This window comes from Lysobacter capsici (genome assembly GCF_018732085.1).
Taxonomy (GTDB): domain Bacteria; phylum Pseudomonadota; class Gammaproteobacteria; order Xanthomonadales; family Xanthomonadaceae; genus Lysobacter; species Lysobacter capsici_A.
In genome coordinates this window covers 3,510,104-3,531,799 of record NZ_CP076103.1, presented here as the reverse complement: position 1 = coordinate 3,531,799, position 21,696 = coordinate 3,510,104, and the positions used below count along the sequence as shown (strand labels likewise).

Sequence of the window (21,696 nt, the reverse complement as noted above, 5' to 3'; positions counted from 1 at the left end):
CAGCAACGAGGACCCCGAATGAACCGACGCCTGTTTCCCGCCCCGACCGTGCTCGCGCTCGCCGTATTGGCGCTCGCCGCATGCAGCCAGGGCGCGCCGGTCAACACTGCCGCCCCGCAGGAAACCACCGCCGCTCCGCCGCCGCCGCAACAGTCGGTGCCCGATCCGGACGCCGATCCGGTCGCGCGCGCGTCGCCGCCGACCCTGACGCCGGTCGCGCTGGGCATCTTCGAACCGGGCAATCCGGTCGCCCAGGCCACCACCGGCAAGCTGACCATCGACGATCTGGAGCTCAAGGGCGAAAACGGCTCGTTGTACAAGACCGAGCGCGTCGCGATCGTGCGCGGCGGCGATCAGTATTCGGCCGGCCAGACCTATGGCGCGACCATGCAGGTCGAAGCCAGCCAGACCGTCGAACTGCGCCGGGTGATCGAACAGGTCCCGCCGAAGGAAACCCCGGCCAACGCGTTCTGCGGCACCGTGCCGACCGGATTCATCGCCCTGGCCAAGGTCACCGAACCGACTGGTGATGTGGTCAAGCTGATCGCGTTGCAGGGCAGCGACTTGCCCGCGGCGACCGCGCAGGGCGTGGGCTTGTGCGCGTCGATGTTCTATATGGGCAAGGCGAGCGAGAAGGCGCCGGCTTGAGGCGACGGGGTGCGGTGGGGTAGCGCCGTTGTGGTTGTACGCACCGATTGAAGTGGTTCGCGAGTTGATGGACTCGCGAAACCGGCTGGGTGAGTTGTATCAGTCGTGCGGATCGCAATGATCCAAGCCCCACGTCGATGCGGCTCGCGTGAATGCGTCGCTTCCAAATCGCAACAACCCAAGCGCAGGTCAGGACGCCAGTTCTAAACCGCAACGACCCAAGCGCACGTCAATGTGCCCACTTTGAAAAAGAGGGCTGGCGCCTGCGCATCTATTTGATGTCGCTGGTGCGCGTGCGCCGGGGGATTTGCTTTTGCTTTCGAGCGCGCGTGCAAAGCAAAAGCAAATCCCCCCTCGCCCCCCTTTTTCAAAGGGGGGAATCGGTCTTGGGGATTCGTGGGGACTTGGATTTGCCCCGGGCTCGCAAACCGACAGCGTAAGTTGCCTCAAGCCCGCCAATCGGGACGATCCAAGCGCACGGCAGTACCACCACTTCAAAATCGCAACGACTCAAGCGCACGTCAATTAGCCCACTTTGAAAAAGGGGGCTGGCGCCCGGCGTACCTGTTTGATGTCGCTAGTGTGAGTGCGCCGGGGGATTTGCTTGTGCTTTCGAGTGCGCGAGTAAGGCAAAAGCAAATCCCCCCTGGCCCCCCTTTTTCAAAGGGCGGAATCGGCCTCGGGAAATCCAGGGCCAGCCAACACATGCCGCGCCGCCGCCTCGCCGGCGATCAATCCGCTGGCGAAACACGCGGTCAGCAGATAGCCACCGGTCGGCGCTTCCCAATCCAGCATCTCGCCGGCGCAGAACACCCCGCGCGGCGACGAGCGCAGTTCCAGGTCGGCGGTCATCGCTTCCAGGCGCACGCCGCCGGCGCTGCTGATCGCTTCGGCGATCGGGCGCGCGCGCAGCAGGCGCAGCGGCAGGCGCTTGATCGTCCGCGCGACCACGGCCGGATCGTTGAGGCCGTCCTTGCCGAGCACCTCGAACACCAACGCGGTCTTGACCGCGTCGAGCCCGGTCTGCCGGCGCAGATGTTCGCCGACGCTGCGGCCGCGGCGCGGCTGGGCGAAGTCGCGTTGCAGCCGGTCCAGCTCACGGCCCGGGGCCAGATCCAGTTGCAAGTCGGCGTGGCCCTGCGTCGCGATCGCCTCGCGCAATGTCGCCGACAAGGCATAAATCAAACTGCCCTCGATCCCATCCGCGCTGACCACGCATTCGCCCTGCAGCGCCTGCGCCTGGCCGCGTTCGTCGCGCCAATGCGCGATCACCGCCTTGAGCGGCGCGCCGGCATGGCGAGCGACGAAATGCGCGCTCCAGCCGATGTCGAAACCGCAGTTGGACGGCTGCAACGGCGCGATGTCGATGCCGCGTTCGCCCAGCCAATCGGTCCAGGCGCCGTCGGAGCCCAGTTCCGGCCAGCTGCCGCCGCCGAGCGCGAGCACGCAGGCGCGCGCACGAATCCGGGTTTCGCCGTGCGCGGTGTCGAACCGCAGCGCGCCGTCCTCGCTCCAGCCCAGGCAGCGGTGTTGCACGTGGAAACGCACGCCGTCCTCGCGCAAGCGCCGCACCCAGCCGCGCAGCAGCGGCGCGGCCTTGCGGTCCATCGGGAACACCCGGCCGGAACTGCCGACATAGGTGTCCACGCCGAAACTTTGCGCCCATTCGCGCAGCGCGTCGGCGTCGAAGCGGTCCAGCCACTGACCAACGGCATCGCTGCGCGCACCATAGCGTCGGTCGAACGCCGGCCGCGGTTCGCCATGGGTGAGGTTGAGCCCGCCCTTGCCGGCGATCAGGAACTTGCGCCCCACCGAGCCCTTGGCCTCGAACAGATCGACCTGCACGCCCAGCGCGCGCGCGACCTGCGCGGCCATCAGGCCGGCGGGGCCGCCGCCGATCACGGCCAGGCCGGGCAGGGCCATGTCGGTCAGGTGAGGCGTGGGAACGGACATGCTGGGACAGGCGGTCGTGCGGAACGGTCGGACATTATGCGGCCTGGACGCGCGGCGGGCCTCTGGCATCCGCCGCCGCGATCGCCGACAGTGATGCCTTGACGGTTTGACCAGGGATACAGACACGATGCGAGCCACCGACTGGAAGGCGCACGGCGCCGGCCTGCTGATCTGCATGAGCGCCGCCGGCGCGGCCGCGCAAGCGCCGGCCACGACCCAAGCGTCCGCCGCGCCGGAGCAGGCGTTGCCCGAACAATTGCAGGACTTCGACGCCTACGTCGACGCGGTGCGCAAGCAATTCGAGGTGCCCGGCATCGCGGTGGCGATCGTCAAGGACGGCCGCATCGTGCTCGAACGCGGCTACGGCCTGCGCGAACTCGGCAAGCCCGAGGCGGTCGATGCCCACACCTTGTTCGCGATCGCGTCCAACACCAAGGCCTTCACCTCGGCCTCGCTGTCGATGCTCGCCGACGAAGGCAAGCTGAGCCTGGACGACCGGGTGATCGATCAACTGCCGTGGTTCCGCATGTCCGATCCCTACGTCACCCGCGAAATGCGCGTGCGCGATCTGCTCGCGCATCGCAGCGGCCTGGGCCTGGGCGCGGGCGATCTGCTGTACTGGCCGGGCACCGATTACAGCAACGAGGAAGTCGCGCGGCGTCTGGCCGAAGTACCGCTCAGCGGCGGGTTTCGCGGCCAATACGCCTACGACAATATTCTCTACGGTGTCGCGCAACTGGTGATCGAAAAGGCCAGCGGCCAGAGCTATCGCGAGTTCCTGACCCAGCGCATCTTCAAGCCGCTGGGCATGGACGAAACCCGCTACAACTCCGATGCCTTGCGCGCCGGCGACAACGTCGCCAGCGGTCACGCCAAGGCCGATTTCAAGGACCTGCAGGCGGCGCCGCGGATGACCTGGTCGAACGTGGCCGGCGCGGGCGGGCTGTATTCCAGCGTCCACGACATGAGCAAGTGGATGCGGGTGCAACTCGACGGCGGTGTCTACGCGCGCGAGGGTGACAAGGAACAACGCTTGTTCAGCGCCAAGCGCCAGAAGGAGATGTGGTCGGTGGTCACGCCGATGCCGATCGCCGAACCGTCCGTGCCGGAACTCGCGCCGGTCAAGCCGAATTTCTCCGGTTACGGCGAAGGCTGGCAGCTCACCGACTATCGCGGCAGGAAGTTGGTCTGGCACACCGGCGGCTGGCCGGGCATGGTCTCGCGGGTGACCTTGGTGCCCGAGCACAAACTCGGCGTGGTGGTGCTGACCAACGCCGAACTCGGCGGCGCGTTCCAGGCGGTGACGATGCGCGCGCTCGACGCGTACCTGGGCGCGCCCAAGACCGACTGGAACGCCGCGTACGGCGCGGCGCTGGCCAAGAGCCGCGGCAAGGCCGACGAGGACTGGAACCAGCACCTCAAGGCGCGCGATGCGACGTCGAAACCCTCGCTGCCGTCGTCGGGCTACGCCGGCACTTATCGCGACCCGTGGTACGGCGAGGTCTACATCGAAGCGGCCGCGGGCGGCAAACTGCGCCTGCGTTTCGGCCGCACCAAGGACCTGGTCGGCGAACTCACCCCGTGGCAGCACGACACCTTCGTCGTGCGCTGGGACCAGCGCTGGCTCAACGCCGACGCCTTCGTCAATTTCTCCCTGACCCCGGACGGCAAGGTGCGCGAGGTGCGCATGGAGGCGATCTCGCCGCTGACCGATTTCAGTTTCGACTTCCAGGACCTGCGTCTGACGCCGGTGGTCGCGTCGGATGCGGGCAAGAAGGCGGGTTGAGGGGACTCGGGTTCGAGTGCGTGCAGTTGCGTAGTGTTTTTGTGCGAGCTTCGCTAACCGCTGTGATTGCGTGTCGGGGCTCAAGCCCCTCCCACAATAAACTTCGACGCTGCACGGTGTGTCGTGGGAGAAGTTTGAGCCTCGAGGTTGGAACTCGCCGGGCTTCGTCGTGTCCTAGGCAGGTGTTCGCGATACGACCTGCATTCGATTTCAGATCCGTAGGACCATTGGCTTGACCGATCCCGAGATCGTGGTCGGCGATGGGGTAGGGAGATGCCCGGCCCGCGTCGTTGTTGTCTAGGACGGGACTTCGGTCCGGTCCGTCCGCCGGCGTGGCTCCAGCACGTCGGCGGCCGCTTGTGGCCGAGCGGGACCGTGCCCGCTCGCCACTTCCGGCCCCGCACCGCGGCGCTACGCGGTGCGGGGCTTTCTCGTTGCGGGCCGGTCCTGGCGGACCGCGACCGAGCGAGCCCGCGCTCATTCCCAGGCCGCTTCGCCACCGCTCGGCGCCAGCCGCAGGGCGACGAAATCTAGGAAGCAGGCGATCCGCGAGGCCAGTTGGGTGTTGCGGTAATACACCGCGTTGATCGGCTGGCGCACGTCCAGAGTCTCGCGCGCGAACAACTGCACCAGCGCGCCGTCGTGACGGTCGCGGCGGGTCATGAAGTCCGAAAGACACACGATGCCTTCGCCGGCCAGCGCGAGCTGACGCAGGGTTTCGCCGCTGGAGGCGTGCAGGTTCGGGGCGATGTCGAGCTCGTTGCCATGCGCGTCGCGCAGCGGCCAGCGGTTGAGGGTCGCGGTCGGGGCGAAGCCGAGCAAGGTGTGCGCGCTCAGCTCGGCCACGTCGCGCGGCTTGCCGTGGGCTTTGAGATAGTCCGGACTGGCGAGCACGCGCAGGCGGCTGCTCGGCAGCGGCCGCGCGTGCAGGGTCGAATCGGCGAGCGCGCCGATCCGGATCGCGATGTCGGTGCGTTGTTCGAGCAGGTCGATGATCTGGTCGTTGGTGTTGAGCTCGAGTTCGATCTGCGGGTATTTGATCCGGAAGTCGCCGATCAGCGGCACGATCACGTGCAGCATGAACGGCGACGCCGCATTCACCCGCAGGCGTCCGGCCGGCTGCTGCTGGCGCAGCGCCATGTGTTCCTCGGCGTCCTCGACCGACGCCAGGATCGCGCGTGCGCGCGCCAGCATGCTCTGGCCTTCCTCGGTCAGCTCCAGCCGGCGCGTGGTCCGCCGCAGCAAGGTGGTGCCGAGCTTCTCCTCCAGCCGGCTCAGGGCGCGGCTGACCCCGGACACGGTCTGATCCAGCGATTCGGCCGCGGCCGTGATCGAACCGGTATCGACCACGGTGGCGAAGGCCAGCAATTCGTCCAGGGTGATTTTCATGCCTGCATTCTAGGCAGACCGCTAGCGCCGCGCTGCGGCGTGGAGCTTGTCTGGCGGTACGCCCAGGCGAATACTGGGGCGACCTCTCTGGCCTTGGCCGCATATGAGAACCCACGGAACCCTGGTCAAATGGAATGACGAGCGCGGCTTCGGTTTCATCGCCCCGGCGCAGGGCAGCGACGAGTTGTTCGTGCATGTGTCGGCGTTCCGGCGCGGTGGTGCCCGGCCGCAGGTGAACGAGCTGGTGTCGTTCGAGATACGCATCAAACCCGACGGCAAGAGAGAAGCGATCAACGTGATGCGCGCCGGCGAAGGCTCACGGCCGCCGGGGCATCGTCGATCGGCGCGCGATGCGGCCGCGCCGCGTTCGGGGCTGCTCGGCAGCGCGCTGAGCATCGCCGCCGTCGCTGCGATCGGCTGGGTGGGCTACGACCGTTATTTCGCCGGTCGCGGTGTCATGCCCGCGCCGATGGCTGAATCCGTTGGTGCCGATGGCGTATCCGACAGCCGTCGGGCATCGCCCGCGTCGTCCGCCGAATTTTCGCCTGCCGACTCGCGTAGTGGACCGACATTCGTCTGCGACGGTCGCATTCATTGTTCGCAAATGAACTCCTGCGAAGAAGCGCGGTTCTTTGTGCGCCATTGTCCCAATACCAAGATGGATGGCGACGGAGATGGTCAGCCTTGCGAGAGCGAGTGCTGAAAAGTCGGGTTGTCGTTGCACGCATTCGATTGGCATGCGGATCGGACGACCGCCGTCCAGCGTAAACCCGCAGGTCCTTTGTGAGAGGGGCTGAAGCCCCTCTCACAAAAAAACCTCGCGGCGCGCAGGCGGTCGTGCAAACCCGGCCGGTTTCACACTACGCGTGTCGATCCGCCGCGTTTCTCGCCGGCTTTACTTCGCGCACCGCATTCTCGCGGCAGGCATCGCCTGCCTCCAGGAGTCCGACCATGATCCGTTCGCCGCGCGTGACTGCGCTATCGATCACCGCCGCTCTGGCGCTCGCCGCCTGCGGCGAAAGCGCGACCCTGCAAGTGTCCGACGGCACCGGCGCGTCGCCAACGCTGCCGTCGCCGAATCCGACCACGCTGCCGACGGTCAACATCGCGCCCGCGATCGGTTGGCCGCAGGGCGCCAAGCCGACGCCGGCGGCGGGCCTGGCGGTCACTGCGTTCGCGGTCGGGCTGGATCATCCGCGCTGGCTGCAGGTGCTGCCCAACGGCGATGTGCTGGTCGCCGAAAGCAATGCGCCGTCCGACGGCGAGAAACCATCAGGCTTCAAGGCCTGGATGGCGGGCCGGGTGATGAAGAAGGCCGGCGCGACCGTGCCCAGCGCCGATCGCATCACGCTGTTGCGCGATGCCGACAACGACGGTGTCGCCGAACTGCGCACGGTCCTGCTCAAGGGCCTGCATTCGCCGTTCGGCATGGCCTTGGTCGGCAACGAGTTGTACGTCGCCAACGCCGATGCGGTGTGGCGTTTTGCGTACCGCGACGGAGACACCACGATCGTCGACAAGGGCAGCAAGGTCACCGACCTGCCGGCCGGGCTCAACCATCACTGGACCAAGAACCTGATCGCCAGCCGCGACGGCAGCAAGCTCTACATCACCGTCGGTTCCAACAGCAATGTCGGCGAGAACGGGCTGGACAAGGAAGAAGGCCGCGCGGCGATCTGGGAACTCGATCGCGCCAGCGGCGAAAAACGCCTGTTCGCGACCGGCCTGCGCAATCCCAACGGGCTGGCCTGGGAGCCGAGTACCGGCGCGCTGTGGACCGCGGTCAACGAACGCGACGAGATCGGCAGCGATCTGGTGCCCGACTACATCACTTCGGTCAAGGACGGCGGGTTTTACGGCTGGCCTTACAGTTACTACGGCCAGCACGTGGATGCACGGGTGAAACCGCAGAATCCGGAACTGGTCGCCAAAGCCCTGGTGCCCGATTACGCGCTCGGGCCGCATACCGCCTCGCTCGGCATCGCGTTCTCGCAGGGCACGAGTTTGCCGGCGGCGTTCGCGAACGGCTTGTTCGTGGGCCAGCACGGCTCGTGGAACCGCAAACCCAAGAGCGGCTACAAGGTGATCTACGTACCGTTCAAGAACGGCAAGCCCCACGGCGCGCCGGTCGATGTGCTGACCGGGTTCCTCAATGCCGAGGAAGACGCGCAAGGGCGGCCGGTGGACGTGCGCCTGGACAAGCACGGCGCCTTGTTGGTCAGCGACGATGTCGGCAATACGGTGTGGCGGGTAACGGCGGCGAAGTGAGCGAACCCAGTCGCGACGATCGAGGCGGACGCGCGATCAATCGCAGCCGTCGCGGCCACCGTCGAACAACACCGCTTGCTGCGCCTTCGCGTTTTGCGGCCGCAGACCCGCGGCGCTGACGCTGAGCTTGAGGTGTTCGGCCGAAACCTCGACCCGCAGGCGCTTGCCGCCGCCGCGTTCGAGGTACTCGATCACCCGCGTTCCCGCTGCGGCATTCTTGGCCGGGGCCACCGCCGTGGTCGAACGGACGTATTCGATTTGCGCGGTGGGATTGGCGATCAAGCTCGGCATCAGATCGGCGTTGGGCTTGCGTGCCTTCGCCGAGCGCAAGGTCTTGACCGGCGAGTCGGTGTGGCCGGTGGTTGGCGCCGACACGATCGGCGCGGTCGCCATCGCCGCGTGCTGGCCGTCGCGCGAGAACATCAGGCGCAGGCGTTTGTCCGGATCGTCGCCGTCGGCGCGCTGCAACTGGCCGGTGAGCCACTCGGAACGTTCGCGATCGGGCAGCAGGCGCAGCAGCACGGTGGCGCGGCCGTTGGGTTCGACTTTCTGGATCCAGCAGCCGCGCACCGCGTCGATATCGGCCGCTGTGTTGACAGCTGCGGCGGGCGGCGTGGGGGGCGTGGGCGGCGGCGTTCCCGCCGCGGCCGCGGCATCGAAGGCGGCGAACGCGAACAGCAGCGGCGCGGCGAAACGCAGCGAGCGGCGGACAGCGGATGAGCGGGCCATGCGGAAGTCTCGCGAAGGTGACCGGTCTCGATCTTAAGCGCCCGGGTCGCCGATCCCCGGCTTTCGGCGCCTCGCCGTGGCCGGCGGTTCAGCGACCGGCGCGCGTCACTGCACCACCGCCACCTCGATCTCGCGTTCGTCGCTGCGGCCATGGTCGTCGACCACCGACAGACGGAACTGGCCGGTGCGGTCCGGCGTCCACGCCAGCGCCTTGCCCGCATCGGCGCTGCCGATGAAGGTGGTGCCGACGAACCAGAACACCTTCGACACGTCGGCGTCGACGGTCGCGGCCAGGCTCAGGTTGACCTGGTCGGGATGCGACAGCCGCATCGTGTAACGGGTGGCGCGGTAGGGCGAGGTGATGCTCGGCGCCGAGCCCAGCCAGTCCTGCGCGCCGCCGCAGTCGTGGCCGGCCGGCGGCCGTCGTCGCGGGATGCCGGCCTGCACGAACACCTGGGCCAGATCCGACGGCCAGAATTCGAACACCTCGGTGCGCATCGTGCTCGGATCGAAGCGTCCGCAGGCCACGCGGCCGGTGGCGCGGTCGAGCGCGATCGCGCGATGCACGGTGCTGATGCGGATCGGCGACTTGCCTGGGATGAACCAGGTCATGCCGCGCTGCGGGCACCAGGCGTTGGGCAGGTCGCCGCTGGCGCGGCACACCTCGACCCGCTTGATGTTGAGCGGCCATTGCCGCACCGGTTCGCTCACGTCCACGCGCGCGGCCTGCAGGCCGTCGACGATGTCGAAGAACAGCGGCGCGGCGGCTTCCACCCCGATCAGCGCCGGATTGCTGGAGCCGTCGAAATTGCCCAGCCACACGACCAGCACGTAGGGCCCGACGATGCCGGCGCTCCAGGCATCGCGGAACGCCCACGAGGTGCCGGTCTTCCACGCCACCGGCAGGGGCCGCGAGGCCGGTTGCGAACCCGCGTCGGGGCGCGGATTCTGCCGCAGCATGTCGCGGGTGATGTAGGACGCCTCGGCGCTGAGCAGGCGCGCGCCTTCCTCCTGCGGATCGTCCTCGCGCCAGCGCAGCGGGCGCAGGCGGCCGTCGTTGCCGAGCATCGCGTACATGCGCGCGAGTTCCTCCATCGTCACTTCGCCGCCGCCGAGCACCAGCGCCAGGCCGTAGTGATCCTTGCTGGCCATGCGGCTGACCCCGGCCTGACGCAGGAAATCGTAGAACGTGGGCTGCTTGAGTTGCGCGGCGACGCTGACCGCGGGGATGTTGCGGCTGCGCACCAGCGCTTCGGTCGCGGTCACCGGGCCCATGAAGCGGCCGTCGAAATTCTCCGGCGTGTACGGCCCGAACGCGCTGGGCACGTCGCGCAGCACGGTCTGCGGATGCAGCACGCCCTGATCGAGGGCGAGGGCATAGATGAAGGGCTTGAGGGTGGAACCGGGCGAACGCTTGGCGTCGCTGCCGTTGACCTGGCCCTGGATCGAAGCGTCGAAGTAATCGGCCGAACCGACCAGCGCGCGCACGCCCATGTCGCGGGTGTCGATCAGGATCGCGCTGGCGTTGCGCAGGCCGCGGCTGCGTTCGCGTTGCAGATGATTGCGCACGCGTTCTTCGAGCAAGCGTTGCAGGCGCGCGTCGAGGGTGGTCTTGAGTTCCGGCCCGGCCTGCGGATGCCAGGCGCGTTCGGCCAGGACCCGGTCGACCAGATGCGGCGCGCGGAACGGCAGTTCGCGCGCGCTGTGCAGGCGCAGCGGCAGATTGAGCAGTGCGTCCTCGGCGAGGTCTTCGGGGTGGCGCTCGCGCCAGCGCGCATACAGGCGGGCGCGCGCGGCTTCCAGGCCGGTGCCGATGTAGAAGGCATCGTCGTCGCGCGCGGCGAGTTTGCCGCGGCGCGAGGGCGCTTGCGGCAACACCGCCAAGGCAAGCGATTCGGGAAGGGTCAGGCGATCGGGTGGTTTGCGGTAATAGATCAGGCTGGCCGCGCCGACGCCTTCGATGTTGCCGCCGTAGGGAGCGAAGTTGAGATAAGCCTCGAGGATCTCGTCTTTCGAATAGAACAGCTCCAGTTGCAGCGCGCGCGCGATCTGCACCAGCTTGCCGCGCACGTCGCGGGTCTGCAGGCGCCAGCGCAGACGCGCGAGCTGCATGGTCAGGGTCGAGCCCCCGATCCGCGCCTCGCCGCTGCCGTAGGTCGACCACGCGCCGCGCACCAGGCTGATCGGGTTGAAGCCCGGATGCCAACGGAACCAGGCGTCTTCCTGCAGCATCACCGCTTCGACCAGTTGCGGCGAGATGTCCTTGAGCGGCACCCACAGGCGGTAACGCTGGTCGCTGGCGAGGGTCAGCCGCAGCAGCCGGCCCTCGCGATCGCGCACGACGGTGGACAGCGGGATCGATTCGGACAACGACGGGTGGGGCCACCACCGCACGCCGATCAGCACCGCGGCGAGGACGGTGAGGCTCAGCAGCCACCACCGCCATCGCCGCAGGCCGCGGCGCAGGATTGCGCGCACGGTCATGGCGTCGGCACGGCCACCTGCAACTCACCGGCCGGGCCGCCCTGCGCGTACACCGAGCGCTCGTACATCGATTCGGCGTACACCGGCGGCACCACGAACTTGCCGCTGTTGTTGGCGCGCACCTTGTACTTGAACTCGGTGACCGCGCTGCCGACATCGCCGTACAGGACGATGCGGTCTTCGCGCTGCTCGACGTGCTCGGGCGTGAAGGTCGAACCGGGCAGGGCGAGGGTCTGCTGCGGCGCGGCGTTCGGGTCCGCGCCGTCGCGTGAGGGCTGGCCGTCTTCATCGCCGCCTTCGCTGTCGCCGCAGTCTTCCTCGCAGCCTTCCTGTTCCGAATCGCTGCTGCCGGCATCGCTGGCGGTCGGCGCGGCGGCGTACTGCATAACCGGTTCGAAACCGCCCGGCAGCAGGTCGACGACCGCGATGTTGCCGCGCGCCTGCGCGCCCAACGCACGCACCCGCAAACGCACGGTGACTTCCTGGCCCTGCTTGAGCGCGGCGATCGGCTTGCCGGCGTCGTCGAGGTAATCGCGGATCACTTCCAGACCCTTGTCCTGCACGGCCTTGGGCAGGGCGCGATCGAAGCCGCTCTGATTGACCAGGTACCAGGCCGGCGCCGGGCCGCCCGGTGCGACCCACAGGCGCAGATCGCCGCCGGCGAAACCGCCGCGCGCGATCGAACCCTGGGCGGCCCCGATGCGCCGCGACTTGCCGTCCTTGCCGGCCGCTTCCAGCACCGGCAGCGGTTGCTGCGGCTGCGCGCCGGCATAGGCATCCATCGCCAGCACGGTCAGCGCCGAGGACAAGGTGTTGTAGCTGTTGTTGCGCAGCGGATCGAGCAGGCGTTCCAGCGCCGCCGGCTTGAGCTGGTCCTTGGCCAGCGCGGCGAAGTGGCGATTGAGCAGGTACACCGTCCAGGCCTGGTCGATGCCGTTGTCGTAGTAATCCGCGTACGCACTGGCCGCGGCCGGCGCGTTGCGGTTGGCGCGGATCAACGCCTTGTTGGCGAGCGGCCGCGCGGCCTTGTCCTGCTGCAACAACTGGTAGCTCGACGCGATCAGCAGACCGGCCACGTCGTTTTCCCAGGTCGTGGGCTGGTCGCGCTTGATCTGCTCATGCACGCCGCTGAGCAGGTTGCTCGCGGTGCGGCCCTGGCGGACCAGCAGGTACACGGCCAGGGCGCGGCTGCGCAGCGAGGCCAGATCGTTGCCGGAACGGTCGGCGGCCATCTGTTCCAGATAGCTGTTGAGCGAACGCAGCAGGTCGTCGGGCACCGCCTGGCCGCGGTCGCGCGCTTCGAGCAGGTACAGCGCCGCGTAACCGGTGACGAAATCGTCGGCGTCCGGCGTCGCCGTCCACAGGCCGATGCCGCCTTCGCTGTTCTGGCGCGAGCGCAGCACGTCGATGATGCCGAGCTTGGGATTGCCCGCGCCCGGGCCGATCACCTTGCCCAACTCGGGATGCGATTGCAGCACCAGCGCCGGGAACGCGCCGCTGAGCAACTGCTCGCTGCACTGGTGCGGGTAATCGCCCAGGTAAGCGGTCAGCCCGTCCAGCGCCACCAGCGGCGACACCGAGGCCGAGACCTGGCGCGTGGCGTGCTGGTCGTACATCGAACGCAGCGGCTGGATGACCGTGCGCTTGTCGGCGCGGCCGGCGATCAGGTCCTGGCGTGCGACCAGCGCCGGTCGCAACGACAGTTCGATCCGTCGCTGCGCCTTGTACGCGCTGCCCGACGCGGCCTGGATGCCGATCGGCAGCGCGCCCAGCGCATTGCCGGCGCGCACCCGGAACCGCACCGTGGTTTCGCTGCGCGGCGCGATCGAGACCGCGGCCGGCGCCGCGCCGACCAGGGTCAGCGACGGCGGCAGTTGCAGGCTCACCGCGACTTGCGCCGCGCTCTTGGCGCCTTCGATGGTGTTGGCCACGCCGACCGGCAGGTCGAACTCGTCGCCGGGCGCGACATGGGTCGGCACGGTCGGCGTCAGCACGAAATCGCCGCGCACGATCGCATCGCGCTGGATCACGCCGATGCGTTCGGGCGTGACCGCCACCGCGACCACGCGGACCTTGCCGTTGAAGTGATCGGGCAGGGTGAACTTGAACTGGTGCGCGCCGTCGACATCGACGATGCCCGACCACCACACCGCCGGTTTTTCCGACTTGCGCTTGAACGGATTGAGGTGCTTGGACATGCCGCCTTCGCCGTCGCCGCCGGGCGCGGCCGAGGCGGCGATGCGGCTGAACTCGGGCAGCAGCAGGTCGAGGATCTGCGCGGTGTCGACCTGCAGTGCCTTCTTGCGGAAGAAATGATCCAGCGGTTCGCCGACGCGGTAACGCGCGACCTGCAGGATGCCTTCGTCGACCGCGAACAGGACCACGCGCGCCTTGCCGTCGGTGGTGACATCGGCGGTCATCGGCGTGCCGGGTTTGGTCACCTTGGGCAAATCCAGTGTCAGCGGCTGGGTGCGCGCGCTGCGATCGACCGCGAACGGCGCCACGCCGTACGACAGCGGGCTCATGTAGATCTCGTCGGAGTTCGGATCGCGCAGGAACTGCACGTTGATGTAGCCGTTGCCTTCGAAATCCGCCGGCACCGTGATCTTCTGCACGCTGGCGCTGCTGTCGGCGCGGAACCAGGCGTGGGCGTAGACCTTGTCGCGTTCCAGGGTGATCAAACCGCTGCCGGCATACGGCGCGCGGATGCTGATCTCGATGGTCTCGCCGGGCTTGTAGCTCGGCTTGGACAGGGTGAGGCTGAGTTCGGCGTTGCGTTCCAGCGAACGGCTCAGGTTGGCCGCGCCGGCGATGCGGTAGCCGATCTGGTTGAGCACCTTGCCGTCGCTGCCGCGCACTTCGAGCAGGAAGTCGCCGGGCTGGTCGGTCGGCAGCGTGACGGTCTGGCGGCCGCCGGCCATCGCGACCGGCTGATCGCGCAGGTCGTAGCGGCGTTCGTGCGAGACGTAGCGGTACAGGCCCGAATCCTGCTTGGTCAGCACCGAGACATAACGCTTTTCGACCACCACCGCATGCAGGCCGTCGATCGCCTTGGGCTTGCCGTCCTGGCCGATGCTGAGCAACTGCAGGGCGCGCTTGGCGCCGCGCTTGACGTAGTTGAGATCGTCGATGGGCTTGATGCCGACCAGGAAGTCGTTGTTCGACACCAGCGCGGTGGTCTGCGCGGCGACGCTGCGGCCGCTGCCGGGTTCGAACGCGCGCGCCAGGAAGCTCAGCTGGTAGGTCGCGCGCTCGTACTTGGTCAGGTCGAGCTTGAACTCGGCCTTGCCGTCGGCGTTGGTGGTCTGGTCGCTGAGCGCTTCGTCGTAACCTTCCTTGGCCCGCTGCGGATCGAAGAACTGATACCCCGGGTGCTGGGCGAAGCTCGGGAAGTACGGACGCAGCACCATCGTGCCTTCGACCCGGCGCTGCTGCGCCGGCGTGCCGAACAGGTTCTCGGCGTCGACCGTCGCCGACAACTGCTCGGGCTTGATCCAGCCGTTGGGGTTGTCCGACGACAGCTTCGCGCTGACCTTCATCGTGTCGGGCGCGAACTCGCGGACCTGCACGGAGGTCGAGCCGATCGTGGTGCGCTGGTCGTCGCGGCCGAGCAGGAACAACTGGATCTGCCAGGTGCCGCTGGGCGCGCTGTCGCTGGGCGCGAAGCTCGCGCTTTCGAAGCCTTGTTCGCTGAGCTTGAGCTTCTCGCGCTTGGCCACGTTGCCGCGCGGATCGGTGAACTCCCATTCCAGCGGCAGGCCGGTCAGCGGACGCTTCCAGTCGGCGGCGCGCACGATCATGCCGATGTTGATGGTGTCGCCCGGCCGGTACAGGCCGCGATCGGAGAACAGGAAGGCGTTGAGCGCGCCGGCTTCCAGATCGTTGGGTTCGCCGCCGATGTCGAAGCGCGAGTAGTCGAGCTTGCGCTGTTGGTCGTCGATCGGCAGGAACGAATAGTCCTCGCCCTGGCTGACGGTCAGCATCGCCGGTTGTTTTTCGCGCTTGAAACCGGTCAGCGAGGGCAGCTGCGCGCGGCCGCTGGCGTCGGTGTCGGTTTCGATCAGGGTCTCGCCGTTGCGGGCCACCGCGCGCACACGCGCGCCGGCCACGGGTGTGCCGTTCGCGAGCGACTGCACGAACACGTCGCGGCGTCCGTCCATCGCCTGCTTGACCACGATGCCCAGGTCGGTCAGCACGATCAGGCGGGTGTCTTCCTCGCTGCCGGCGTCGTCGGCCAGGGTTTCGGTGGCGCTGCGCTTGCGATCTTCATCGCTCATCGTGCGCAGGCTCAGCAGGAACACGCCGCGGCGGCTGGGCTTGAGGTACTGGCCCAGGTCGACGCCTTCGTAATGGGCCTTGGCCGGATTCTCGGCCGGCAGCACCAGGCGTTTTTCCTCGCGTTCGACCAGACTGTCGGCGCTGAGGTTGTAGAAGGTCGGCTTGTCGTAGCTGCCGTTGTTGTTGAACACCAGGTGCTGGATCTGATCCGGCAGGACGCGCGCAATCTCCAGGCGCGCGGCCGGCACGTTGCGCGAGACCACGCTGATCCGGCGTTCGCCGCGCAGCGACAGCAGCGCGCCGTCGCCGACAAAACGCAGCAGCTTGGGGTACTCGGGCACGGTCTGCACGGTGGCGTAGTTGGCGCCGAGCATGAAACCGCCGAAGGCCTTGAGGCCCTTGTTGACGCGCAGGTAGATGCGCCGGCCCGGCGGGGCCTGGAACTTGAAGCTGTGGCTTTCGATGTATTCGCGTTCGGTCGGCATCGCGCTCAGCGGCAGCACGGTGGCGGCCTTGAGCACGGCTTCGTCGACATCGCTCTGCGACCAGCTGTAGTTGCCGCTTTGCTGCGCGGCCGGACGGCGCGGGTCCTTGGTCGGCAGCAGCCAGGCATGCACGGCGCCGGCCACGTCGGTGTCGCGCATGGCGTTGTTGAAGGTCAGCGCCAGCACTTGCTCGGGTTCGAAGCGCTCGTTCTCGACCAGGGTCGCGGTCACGTCGCTGACGTTGACGCTGTACAGCGAGGGCAGGCGCACGCTGGCGCTGAGCTTGTCCGCGCTGCCGGTGCCGCCGCGCTTGGCGGGCACGCCGGCGGCGAGGTCGAGCACGACGGTGCCGCCGTTCTCGGGCAGGGTCAGCGGTTCGGAATGCACCCAGGCCTTGAGCCGGCGTTCGTCGTAGGTGACGGTGTACTTGGGCGCGGCCAGCGCGGTCGACGCGCCGTCGGCCAGCTTCAGCGCGATGCGCCGCTGCAGTTCGGTTTCATCGACCGGGTGCGAGAACTTGAGTTCGAACACGGCTTTCTTGAGCGCCGGGTCCTGCGGGTCCTGATAGAACTCGCTGTTGGCGATCTCGGCCTTGAACGGCGCGGTCTCGAATTCGAACGCATGCTCCTGCAGCACCACCTTGGGCGCGACGGTCTGCTTGGGATCGAGTTCGACCGAATACTGGGTCTTGACCGGCCAGTCTTCCGACGGGGTGAACACCAGGGTCTTGTCGTCTTCCCAGGTCCACGCGCCCTTGAGTTCCGGGCTCAGCGCGACGCCGACCGGCGCGGAACCGACCTGCTTGATCGGCGCAGCCGAGTCGGAAAAGCTCAGCCGCAGGCTGTCGACCTTGGGCGGGGTGCGGTCGTAGTCGGTGAGCTCGGGGCTGTGCAGTTCGACCGCGAGCGCGCCGGGGATGACCGGTTTGGGCCGGGTGATCAGCCAGTAGCTCAACGAGCCGACCACGATCAGCCCGAGCAGGCTGCCGAGGTAGAGGCCGGGTTTTTGCCGGATACGCGCGAGCAGCGCGGCGAGCCAGGACGGCGGCGACCAGGCGATGTCGCCGAGCACGGCGCGGCGCGCGCGCGTCCACGGTTTCGGACGGCCGGCGTCGCCGGCCTCCGCGGCGGGAGCCGGTTGCGGGGGCGGGGCAGAGGTTTGCATTGCGGAGATTCCGATCCGTGGTGCGGTGGCTAGTGCCGGGCCGGGCGATCCTGCCCGGCCGGTCCCCAAGAGTTTCGACTACGTTTCGATCGCGCGGGGTGTGCTTTGCGGCACATACGCGTATCGATCGATGCGGTAGACCCAAATGTTAGGAAATTGTTCCTGCCGTTCGTCGGCTTGTCGAGATTTTTTTATTGCTGGGTATCGGCGGCGGGTGGTGGCGGGTCGAAGACCGGGCTTCGAACGCGCTGACCGACCCGGTGGCGGGGCCGCTCTGGTCCGAGCCATGGCGCGATAGTGACAGCAAGTCGCGCGTTTTCGCGCCGCGACCTGACAAAGCTGGCAGGTGCATGACTGTCGTCGGCGCAACGCCTTGCCTCCGGCTCCGGCTCCGCGACGGCACCCCGTGCCTGCGGCACTTGGTCGGCCACCGCCGCACGTTCTAAGCTCGGGGCCGTTTTGTTGCTGGAGCCTGCATGGACATCGTCGCCATCCTCGTGGTCGTCGCCGGGTTGTACCTGGCGTTCAAACTGGTCGGCCTGCTGTTGAAGGGCGCGATGTGGCTGCTGGTGATCGGCGGCTTGTACTGGCTGATCGCGCCGCTGGCGGGCTGGCCGATGCCGGGCTGAGGTCGGGCAGGGCGTTCGCTTGGCCGTAGGTCCGGGTTTCGACCATCACCGAGGAGTGTGCCGCGTCATGAACGACTCGCATCAAGCCGTGCCCGCGCAATGGGTCGCCGACACCCAGGACATCGGTCGCCTGGTCCGCGCGATCTACGACTGCATTTCCGGCCCGGCCGGGGCGCCGCGCGACTGGGCGCGGTTCCGCTATCTGTATCACCCGCGCGGCCTGAGCCTGCGCACTGTGGTCGAGGCCGACGGCTCGACCCGCGCGGTGGTGTTCGACGTGGAAGGCTACATCGCCGACGTCGAGGCGTTCTTCGCCACCCAGGCCTTCTTTGAGGTCGAGACCGACCAGCGGATCGAACGCTTCGGCCAGATCGCGCATGTGTGGAGCAAGTACGACGCACGCCCGAGCGCCGATTCGGCGGTGCTGCTCAAGCGCGGCGCCAACAGCATCCAGCTGTGTCATGAGCACGGGCGCTGGTGGGTGTTCTGCACGATCTGGGACAACGAGCGCGAGGGCTTGAGTTTCGACCTGTTCTGAAGTCCGCGGCGGCCGCCGTCGCGCAAGCATCGACGCACGATCGCAGGCCCTCTCCCGCGCGCGGCGACCGAAGGAAGTGCAGAGCGGAGAGGGGTTGGGGTGAGGGCGCGCCAAAGCCGCATCCCTAGATAAGGGCCACCAAGGCAACACAGAAACGCCGATCCGGACCGAATACGCGGCTGGAATCGTCCGCCACGGCCCCCAGATCGTAAGCACTCTTTCCGGAACACCCCCGCATGCTGCCGTATTCCGTGCTCGACCTCGCCCCCGTCACCCAGGGCAGCGACGCCCGTCAGGCCTTCGCCAACAGCCTGGACCTGGCCCGTCACGCCGAAGCGCTGGGCTACAACCGCTACTGGCTGGCCGAACACCACAACATGCCGGGCATCGCCAGCGCCGCGACCGCGGTGCTGATCGGCCATATCGCCGGCGGCACCTCGACCATCCGGGTCGGCGCGGGCGGGATCATGCTGCCCAATCACGCGCCGCTGCAGGTCGCCGAGCAGTTCGGCACCCTGGCGTCGCTGTACCCGGACCGGATCGATCTGGGCCTGGGCCGCGCGCCCGGCACCGATCAGGCCACGGCGCGCGCGCTGCGTCGCTACTACGACGGCGCCGACAGCTTTCCGCAGGACGTCGCCGAACTGCTGCATTACTTCGGCCCGGTGCAGCCGGGCCAGACCGTGCAGGCCGTGCCCGGCGGCGGCCTGGAAGTACCGGTGTGGTTGCTCGGATCGAGTCTGTTCAGTGCGCGCCTGTCCGCGGCGATGGGCCTGCCGTTCGCGTTCGCCTCGCATTTCGCGCCCGACGCGATGGACGAAGCGCTGACCTTGTACCGGCGCGATTTCAAACCTTCCGCGCGCCTGCAGCGGCCGCACGCGATGCTGGCCTTGAACGTGGTCGCCGCCGACGACAGCGCGCAGGCCAGGCGTCTGTTCACCACCCAGCAGCAGTCCTTCGTCAATCTGCGCCGAGGCCGACCCGGCTTGATCCCGCCGCCGATCGACGACATCGAGACCTTCTGGACCCCGATCGAAAAAGCCGGCGTGGCCCAGGCGCTGGCCTGCGCGGTGGTCGGCGATGCGGTCGAAGTGCGCGAAGGCATCGCCGCCTTCATCGAGCGGCATCGGCCGGACGAACTGATGATCACCGCGAACGTGTTCGAGCACGGTGCGCGGCTGCGCTCGTTCGAACTCGCGGCGCAGGCGTTGCAGGCGATCGCCTAGTCGTTACCGCGCAACGGCGCAGGGCTCGCCGCGGCGAGCCTCGCTCCTTCGTTGTTTTGACGTCGGCGTCGGCTCAGGCCGACGTCGACGCGCGCTGGTTCACCACCGACTCGGCGTAGCGGTACGACAGCAGGATCCGGATCAAGGCCTCCACCTGCGACCCGTCGCGCGCGTCCAGCCGCACCACCGGCAGCTTGTGGCCGAGTTGGGTCAGCGCGTCGCGGAAATGCAGCAGGCCGAAATCGTTGCTCACGTCGGTATGGGTGACCCCGACCGCGAACGACGCCTGCGGCGCGATCTTGGCGAATTCGACCAGCAGCATGTCGGTCTGCGCGACCATGTCGCCGGCATCGGCCGCGACCAGCACGATGATGCCGACCGCGCCGTCGCACACCAACGGCCACATGAAGTTGAGGTAGCGCTGGCCCGGCACGCCGTACACGTGCAGCAGTTCGCCGCCGTCCAGCTCGATGGTGCTGTAGTCCAGCGCCACCGTGGTGTGGGTCTTCTCGCCCATCAGCGCATGGCTGATCGGCATTTCGGTGCTGACCGGTTCGACGTCGGAGATCGCCCGGATCGCGGTGGTCTTGCCGGCGCCCATGCCGCCGACGAAGGCGAGTTTGATCACGTCACTGGCCACTGCCGGCTCCCAGGAAATTCAGGCCGAACCGGCGCGCGAGGCGGCGGATCAAACCCAGTTCGGACGATCCGCCCTGACGATGCGCGGGCATCGCGGCGGGCGCGGCTTCGGCCAGTCCGGTGGCCAGGGCGACCGCGAACAGCCGCTTCAATTCGGCGCTCGGCGTGGCGGTGGCCTCGGCCAGCGCCGGCACCGACCACGCGCTGCGCAACAGACACCCCAGCGGCAACAGCCATTGCGTCGGCAACGCGGTCGAGGGCATCAGCGGCCAGCCGCGCAGTTGCAGCGGGCGCAGCGGATCGACCTGCGCCAGCGGCGCATCGTGGCCGATGGCGATGTCCCACAGCAACGATTCCAGCGAATAGCTCTGGGTCACGTCCTGCTGGTATTTCTCGACGTACTGCTTTTGCGTGATCGCGGTGATGAACCAGTTAGGGCTCATCGCTTCGGCGACCAGCGCCGGGTAGGGCATGCGCCGGATCATGTGCATGCGCGAAGCGCCCAGGTCGGCGACCAGGCGGAACAGACCCGATTCGAACAAATACAGCCCCTTGGGCGCGTTCAACAGATGCTGCACGAACGGCAACGCGCCGGCGACGGTCGCATCGTCGGCTTCGGATTCGTCGCGGCCGTGGCGCAGGCGTTCGCGCAGACTGCGGCCGAGTTCGCCGGCCTCGATATTGATATCGACCGAATGCACCGAATCGGGATCCCACGGCAGGCGACCGATGCGCAGCACCGGAATGCCGCGGCGCATCGCCTGCTCGACCGCATTGCGGCTCAGGCTGGTTTCGGTGCCGGTGATCAGCAGGTGCGCGGGGCGATCGCTCCACGCCTGCAGGTCGATCTCGATGCCTTGCTCGCGCAGCCCGACGCACGCGGCATGCACACGCGCATGCCGCGATTTGTCCAGATCGGCGCTGACGACGAGGTAGCGTTTGGGCAAGGGCATGCGCGTGTCTCGCATCAACCGGTGGCGGTCAGGGCGCGCGGCCGCGCGGCCCTCACTTGAAGTCGAGGGTCTTTTCGAACGACTTGAGTTCGTGACGGGCCATCGCCAGGTTGGCGCGCGCGCGGTCCAGCACCACGTACAGGAACAGGGTCGGGTTGCTTTCGAGCGGACGGATCAGGTGGTACTGCTTGCTCAGGCTGATCAGCACGTCTTCGATGGTGTCGTTGAGGCCGAGCTGCTCGGCGACGCGACGCTTGGCGCGCACCACTTCGGAGTTGCCGGCCGCGGCGACTTCCAGGTCGACGTTGCCGCCGCCGGAGGTGGCCAGGGCCATGCCGCTGTCGCTGTCGACCAGCGCGGCGCCGACGAAGCCGGCCAGGTTGTTGAGTTCGTCCAGTTGCAGTTTCGACATGTGCGGCTCCGTTGCGGTTCGATGGGAAGTGCGATGGGTCGGGCGTGTAGCGGGTGGTGAATGGCGCGCGCATTCGCCGTGCGCGCGCGAATGCGCGCACGAGGACGGAGGCGGG

Annotated in this window: 15 protein-coding genes; 7 read left to right on the top strand and 8 right to left on the bottom strand. The window is 67.9% G+C overall.

All coding sequences use genetic code 11. The features are described 5' to 3' along the window. Positions 1 to 18: 18 nt before the first annotated feature. Positions 19 to 648, top strand: coding sequence for a hypothetical protein (locus KME82_RS14560; protein WP_215494687.1), 630 nt, complete (start codon positions 19 to 21; stop codon positions 646 to 648). Between the two features lie 660 nt (positions 649 to 1,308). Here KME82_RS14560 and KME82_RS14555 read toward each other — a convergent pair. After that, positions 1,309 to 2,601, bottom strand: a complete 1,293-nt coding sequence (locus KME82_RS14555) for a TIGR03862 family flavoprotein (protein ID WP_215494686.1) — start codon at positions 2,599 to 2,601, stop codon at positions 1,309 to 1,311. Positions 2,602 to 2,728: 127 nt separating this feature from the next. Here KME82_RS14555 and KME82_RS14550 point away from each other — a divergent pair, with 127 nt between their 5' ends. After that, complete coding sequence (locus KME82_RS14550) at positions 2,729 to 4,387, top strand: serine hydrolase (RefSeq protein WP_215494685.1); 1,659 nt, start codon at positions 2,729 to 2,731, stop codon at positions 4,385 to 4,387. Positions 4,388 to 4,864: 477 nt separating this feature from the next. Here KME82_RS14550 and KME82_RS14545 read toward each other — a convergent pair whose 3' ends face one another. After that, positions 4,865 to 5,776 (bottom strand): LysR substrate-binding domain-containing protein, encoded by a 912-nt coding sequence (locus KME82_RS14545; RefSeq protein WP_215494684.1) that lies wholly within the window; start codon positions 5,774 to 5,776, stop codon positions 4,865 to 4,867. Positions 5,777 to 5,879: 103 nt separating this feature from the next. Here KME82_RS14545 and KME82_RS26825 point away from each other — a divergent pair, with 103 nt between their 5' ends. Both KME82_RS26825 and KME82_RS14535 read left to right on the top strand, forming a co-directional pair. Beyond that, entirely contained in the window at positions 5,880 to 6,479 is a 600-nt protein-coding gene (locus tag KME82_RS26825) for a cold shock domain-containing protein (RefSeq protein WP_215494683.1), read from the top strand. Between the two features lie 248 nt (positions 6,480 to 6,727). Then, complete coding sequence (locus KME82_RS14535) at positions 6,728 to 8,044, top strand: PQQ-dependent sugar dehydrogenase (RefSeq protein WP_215494682.1); 1,317 nt, start codon at positions 6,728 to 6,730, stop codon at positions 8,042 to 8,044. Between the two features lie 36 nt (positions 8,045 to 8,080). Here KME82_RS14535 and KME82_RS14530 read toward each other — a convergent pair whose 3' ends face one another. The 3 genes from KME82_RS14530 to KME82_RS14520 all read right to left on the bottom strand — a co-directional run bounded on the left by KME82_RS14530 (position 8,081) and on the right by KME82_RS14520 (position 17,184). Continuing rightward, the gene (locus KME82_RS14530; protein WP_215494681.1) at positions 8,081 to 8,773 is read right to left on the bottom strand and encodes a hypothetical protein; all 693 of its coding nucleotides are present in this window, start codon (positions 8,771 to 8,773) and stop codon (positions 8,081 to 8,083) included. 105 nt (positions 8,774 to 8,878) lie between these two features. Then, positions 8,879 to 11,257 carry a penicillin-binding protein 1C gene (gene pbpC / locus KME82_RS14525; RefSeq protein ID WP_215494680.1) on the bottom strand — a complete coding sequence of 793 codons (2,379 nt, stop codon included), beginning with the start codon at positions 11,255 to 11,257 and terminating at the stop codon, positions 8,879 to 8,881. Then, positions 11,254 to 17,184: an alpha-2-macroglobulin family protein gene (locus KME82_RS14520; RefSeq protein WP_215494679.1), complete on the bottom strand. Its 5,931-nt coding sequence runs from the start codon at positions 17,182 to 17,184 to the stop codon at positions 11,254 to 11,256. The genes pbpC and KME82_RS14520 overlap by 4 nt, the downstream gene beginning before the upstream one ends. 476 nt (positions 17,185 to 17,660) lie before the next feature. Here KME82_RS14520 and KME82_RS14515 point away from each other — a divergent pair, with 476 nt between their 5' ends. The 3 genes from KME82_RS14515 (at position 17,661) to KME82_RS14505 (ending at position 19,577) form a co-directional block, all read left to right on the top strand. After that, positions 17,661 to 17,813: a DUF4175 domain-containing protein gene (locus tag KME82_RS14515; protein ID WP_148650397.1), complete on the top strand. Its 153-nt coding sequence runs from the start codon at positions 17,661 to 17,663 to the stop codon at positions 17,811 to 17,813. Between the two features lie 67 nt (positions 17,814 to 17,880). After that, positions 17,881 to 18,351, top strand: a complete 471-nt coding sequence (locus tag KME82_RS14510) for a hypothetical protein (RefSeq protein WP_215494678.1) — start codon at positions 17,881 to 17,883, stop codon at positions 18,349 to 18,351. 236 nt (positions 18,352 to 18,587) lie between these two features. Then, positions 18,588 to 19,577 carry an LLM class flavin-dependent oxidoreductase gene (locus KME82_RS14505; protein ID WP_215494677.1) on the top strand — a complete coding sequence of 330 codons (990 nt, stop codon included), beginning with the start codon at positions 18,588 to 18,590 and terminating at the stop codon, positions 19,575 to 19,577. A 73-nt stretch (positions 19,578 to 19,650) separates the two neighbouring features. Here KME82_RS14505 and KME82_RS14500 read toward each other — a convergent pair whose 3' ends face one another. From KME82_RS14500 to KME82_RS14490, 3 genes are read right to left on the bottom strand one after another with little or no spacing between them, the layout of a single operon-like run. Beyond that, the gene (locus KME82_RS14500; protein ID WP_215499082.1) at positions 19,651 to 20,178 is read right to left on the bottom strand and encodes a GTP-binding protein; all 528 of its coding nucleotides are present in this window, start codon (positions 20,176 to 20,178) and stop codon (positions 19,651 to 19,653) included. Between the two features lie 28 nt (positions 20,179 to 20,206). Beyond that, entirely contained in the window at positions 20,207 to 21,169 is a 963-nt protein-coding gene (locus KME82_RS14495) for a hypothetical protein (RefSeq protein WP_215494676.1), read from the bottom strand. A 52-nt stretch (positions 21,170 to 21,221) separates the two neighbouring features. After that, entirely contained in the window at positions 21,222 to 21,581 is a 360-nt protein-coding gene (locus tag KME82_RS14490; protein WP_056112451.1) for a roadblock/LC7 domain-containing protein, read from the bottom strand. Positions 21,582 to 21,696 lie beyond the last annotated feature (115 nt).

Excerpts from the sequence above, each read along its gene's own strand:
- KME82_RS14505 (WP_215494677.1), top strand. The coding sequence starts at position 18,588 with ATGCTGCCGTATTCCGTGCTCGACCTCGCCCCCGTCACCCAGGGCAGC.
- KME82_RS14500 (WP_215499082.1), bottom strand. The coding sequence starts at position 20,178 with ATGGGCGCCGGCAAGACCACCGCGATCCGGGCGATCTCCGACGTCGAA.
- KME82_RS14545 (WP_215494684.1), bottom strand. The coding sequence starts at position 5,776 with ATGAAAATCACCCTGGACGAATTGCTGGCCTTCGCCACCGTGGTCGAT.
- KME82_RS14530 (WP_215494681.1), bottom strand. The coding sequence starts at position 8,773 with ATGGCCCGCTCATCCGCTGTCCGCCGCTCGCTGCGTTTCGCCGCGCCG.
- KME82_RS14520 (WP_215494679.1), bottom strand. The coding sequence starts at position 17,184 with ATGCAAACCTCTGCCCCGCCCCCGCAACCGGCTCCCGCCGCGGAGGCC.
- KME82_RS14535 (WP_215494682.1), top strand. The coding sequence starts at position 6,728 with ATGATCCGTTCGCCGCGCGTGACTGCGCTATCGATCACCGCCGCTCTG.
- KME82_RS14495 (WP_215494676.1), bottom strand. The coding sequence starts at position 21,169 with ATGCCCTTGCCCAAACGCTACCTCGTCGTCAGCGCCGATCTGGACAAA.
- KME82_RS14515 (WP_148650397.1), top strand. The coding sequence starts at position 17,661 with ATGGACATCGTCGCCATCCTCGTGGTCGTCGCCGGGTTGTACCTGGCG.
- KME82_RS14550 (WP_215494685.1), top strand. The coding sequence starts at position 2,729 with ATGCGAGCCACCGACTGGAAGGCGCACGGCGCCGGCCTGCTGATCTGC.
- KME82_RS14555 (WP_215494686.1), bottom strand. The coding sequence starts at position 2,601 with ATGTCCGTTCCCACGCCTCACCTGACCGACATGGCCCTGCCCGGCCTG.
- KME82_RS26825 (WP_215494683.1), top strand. The coding sequence starts at position 5,880 with ATGAGAACCCACGGAACCCTGGTCAAATGGAATGACGAGCGCGGCTTC.
- KME82_RS14490 (WP_056112451.1), bottom strand. The coding sequence starts at position 21,581 with ATGTCGAAACTGCAACTGGACGAACTCAACAACCTGGCCGGCTTCGTC.
- pbpC (WP_215494680.1), bottom strand. The coding sequence starts at position 11,257 with ATGACCGTGCGCGCAATCCTGCGCCGCGGCCTGCGGCGATGGCGGTGG.
- KME82_RS14510 (WP_215494678.1), top strand. The coding sequence starts at position 17,881 with ATGAACGACTCGCATCAAGCCGTGCCCGCGCAATGGGTCGCCGACACC.
- KME82_RS14560 (WP_215494687.1), top strand. The coding sequence starts at position 19 with ATGAACCGACGCCTGTTTCCCGCCCCGACCGTGCTCGCGCTCGCCGTA.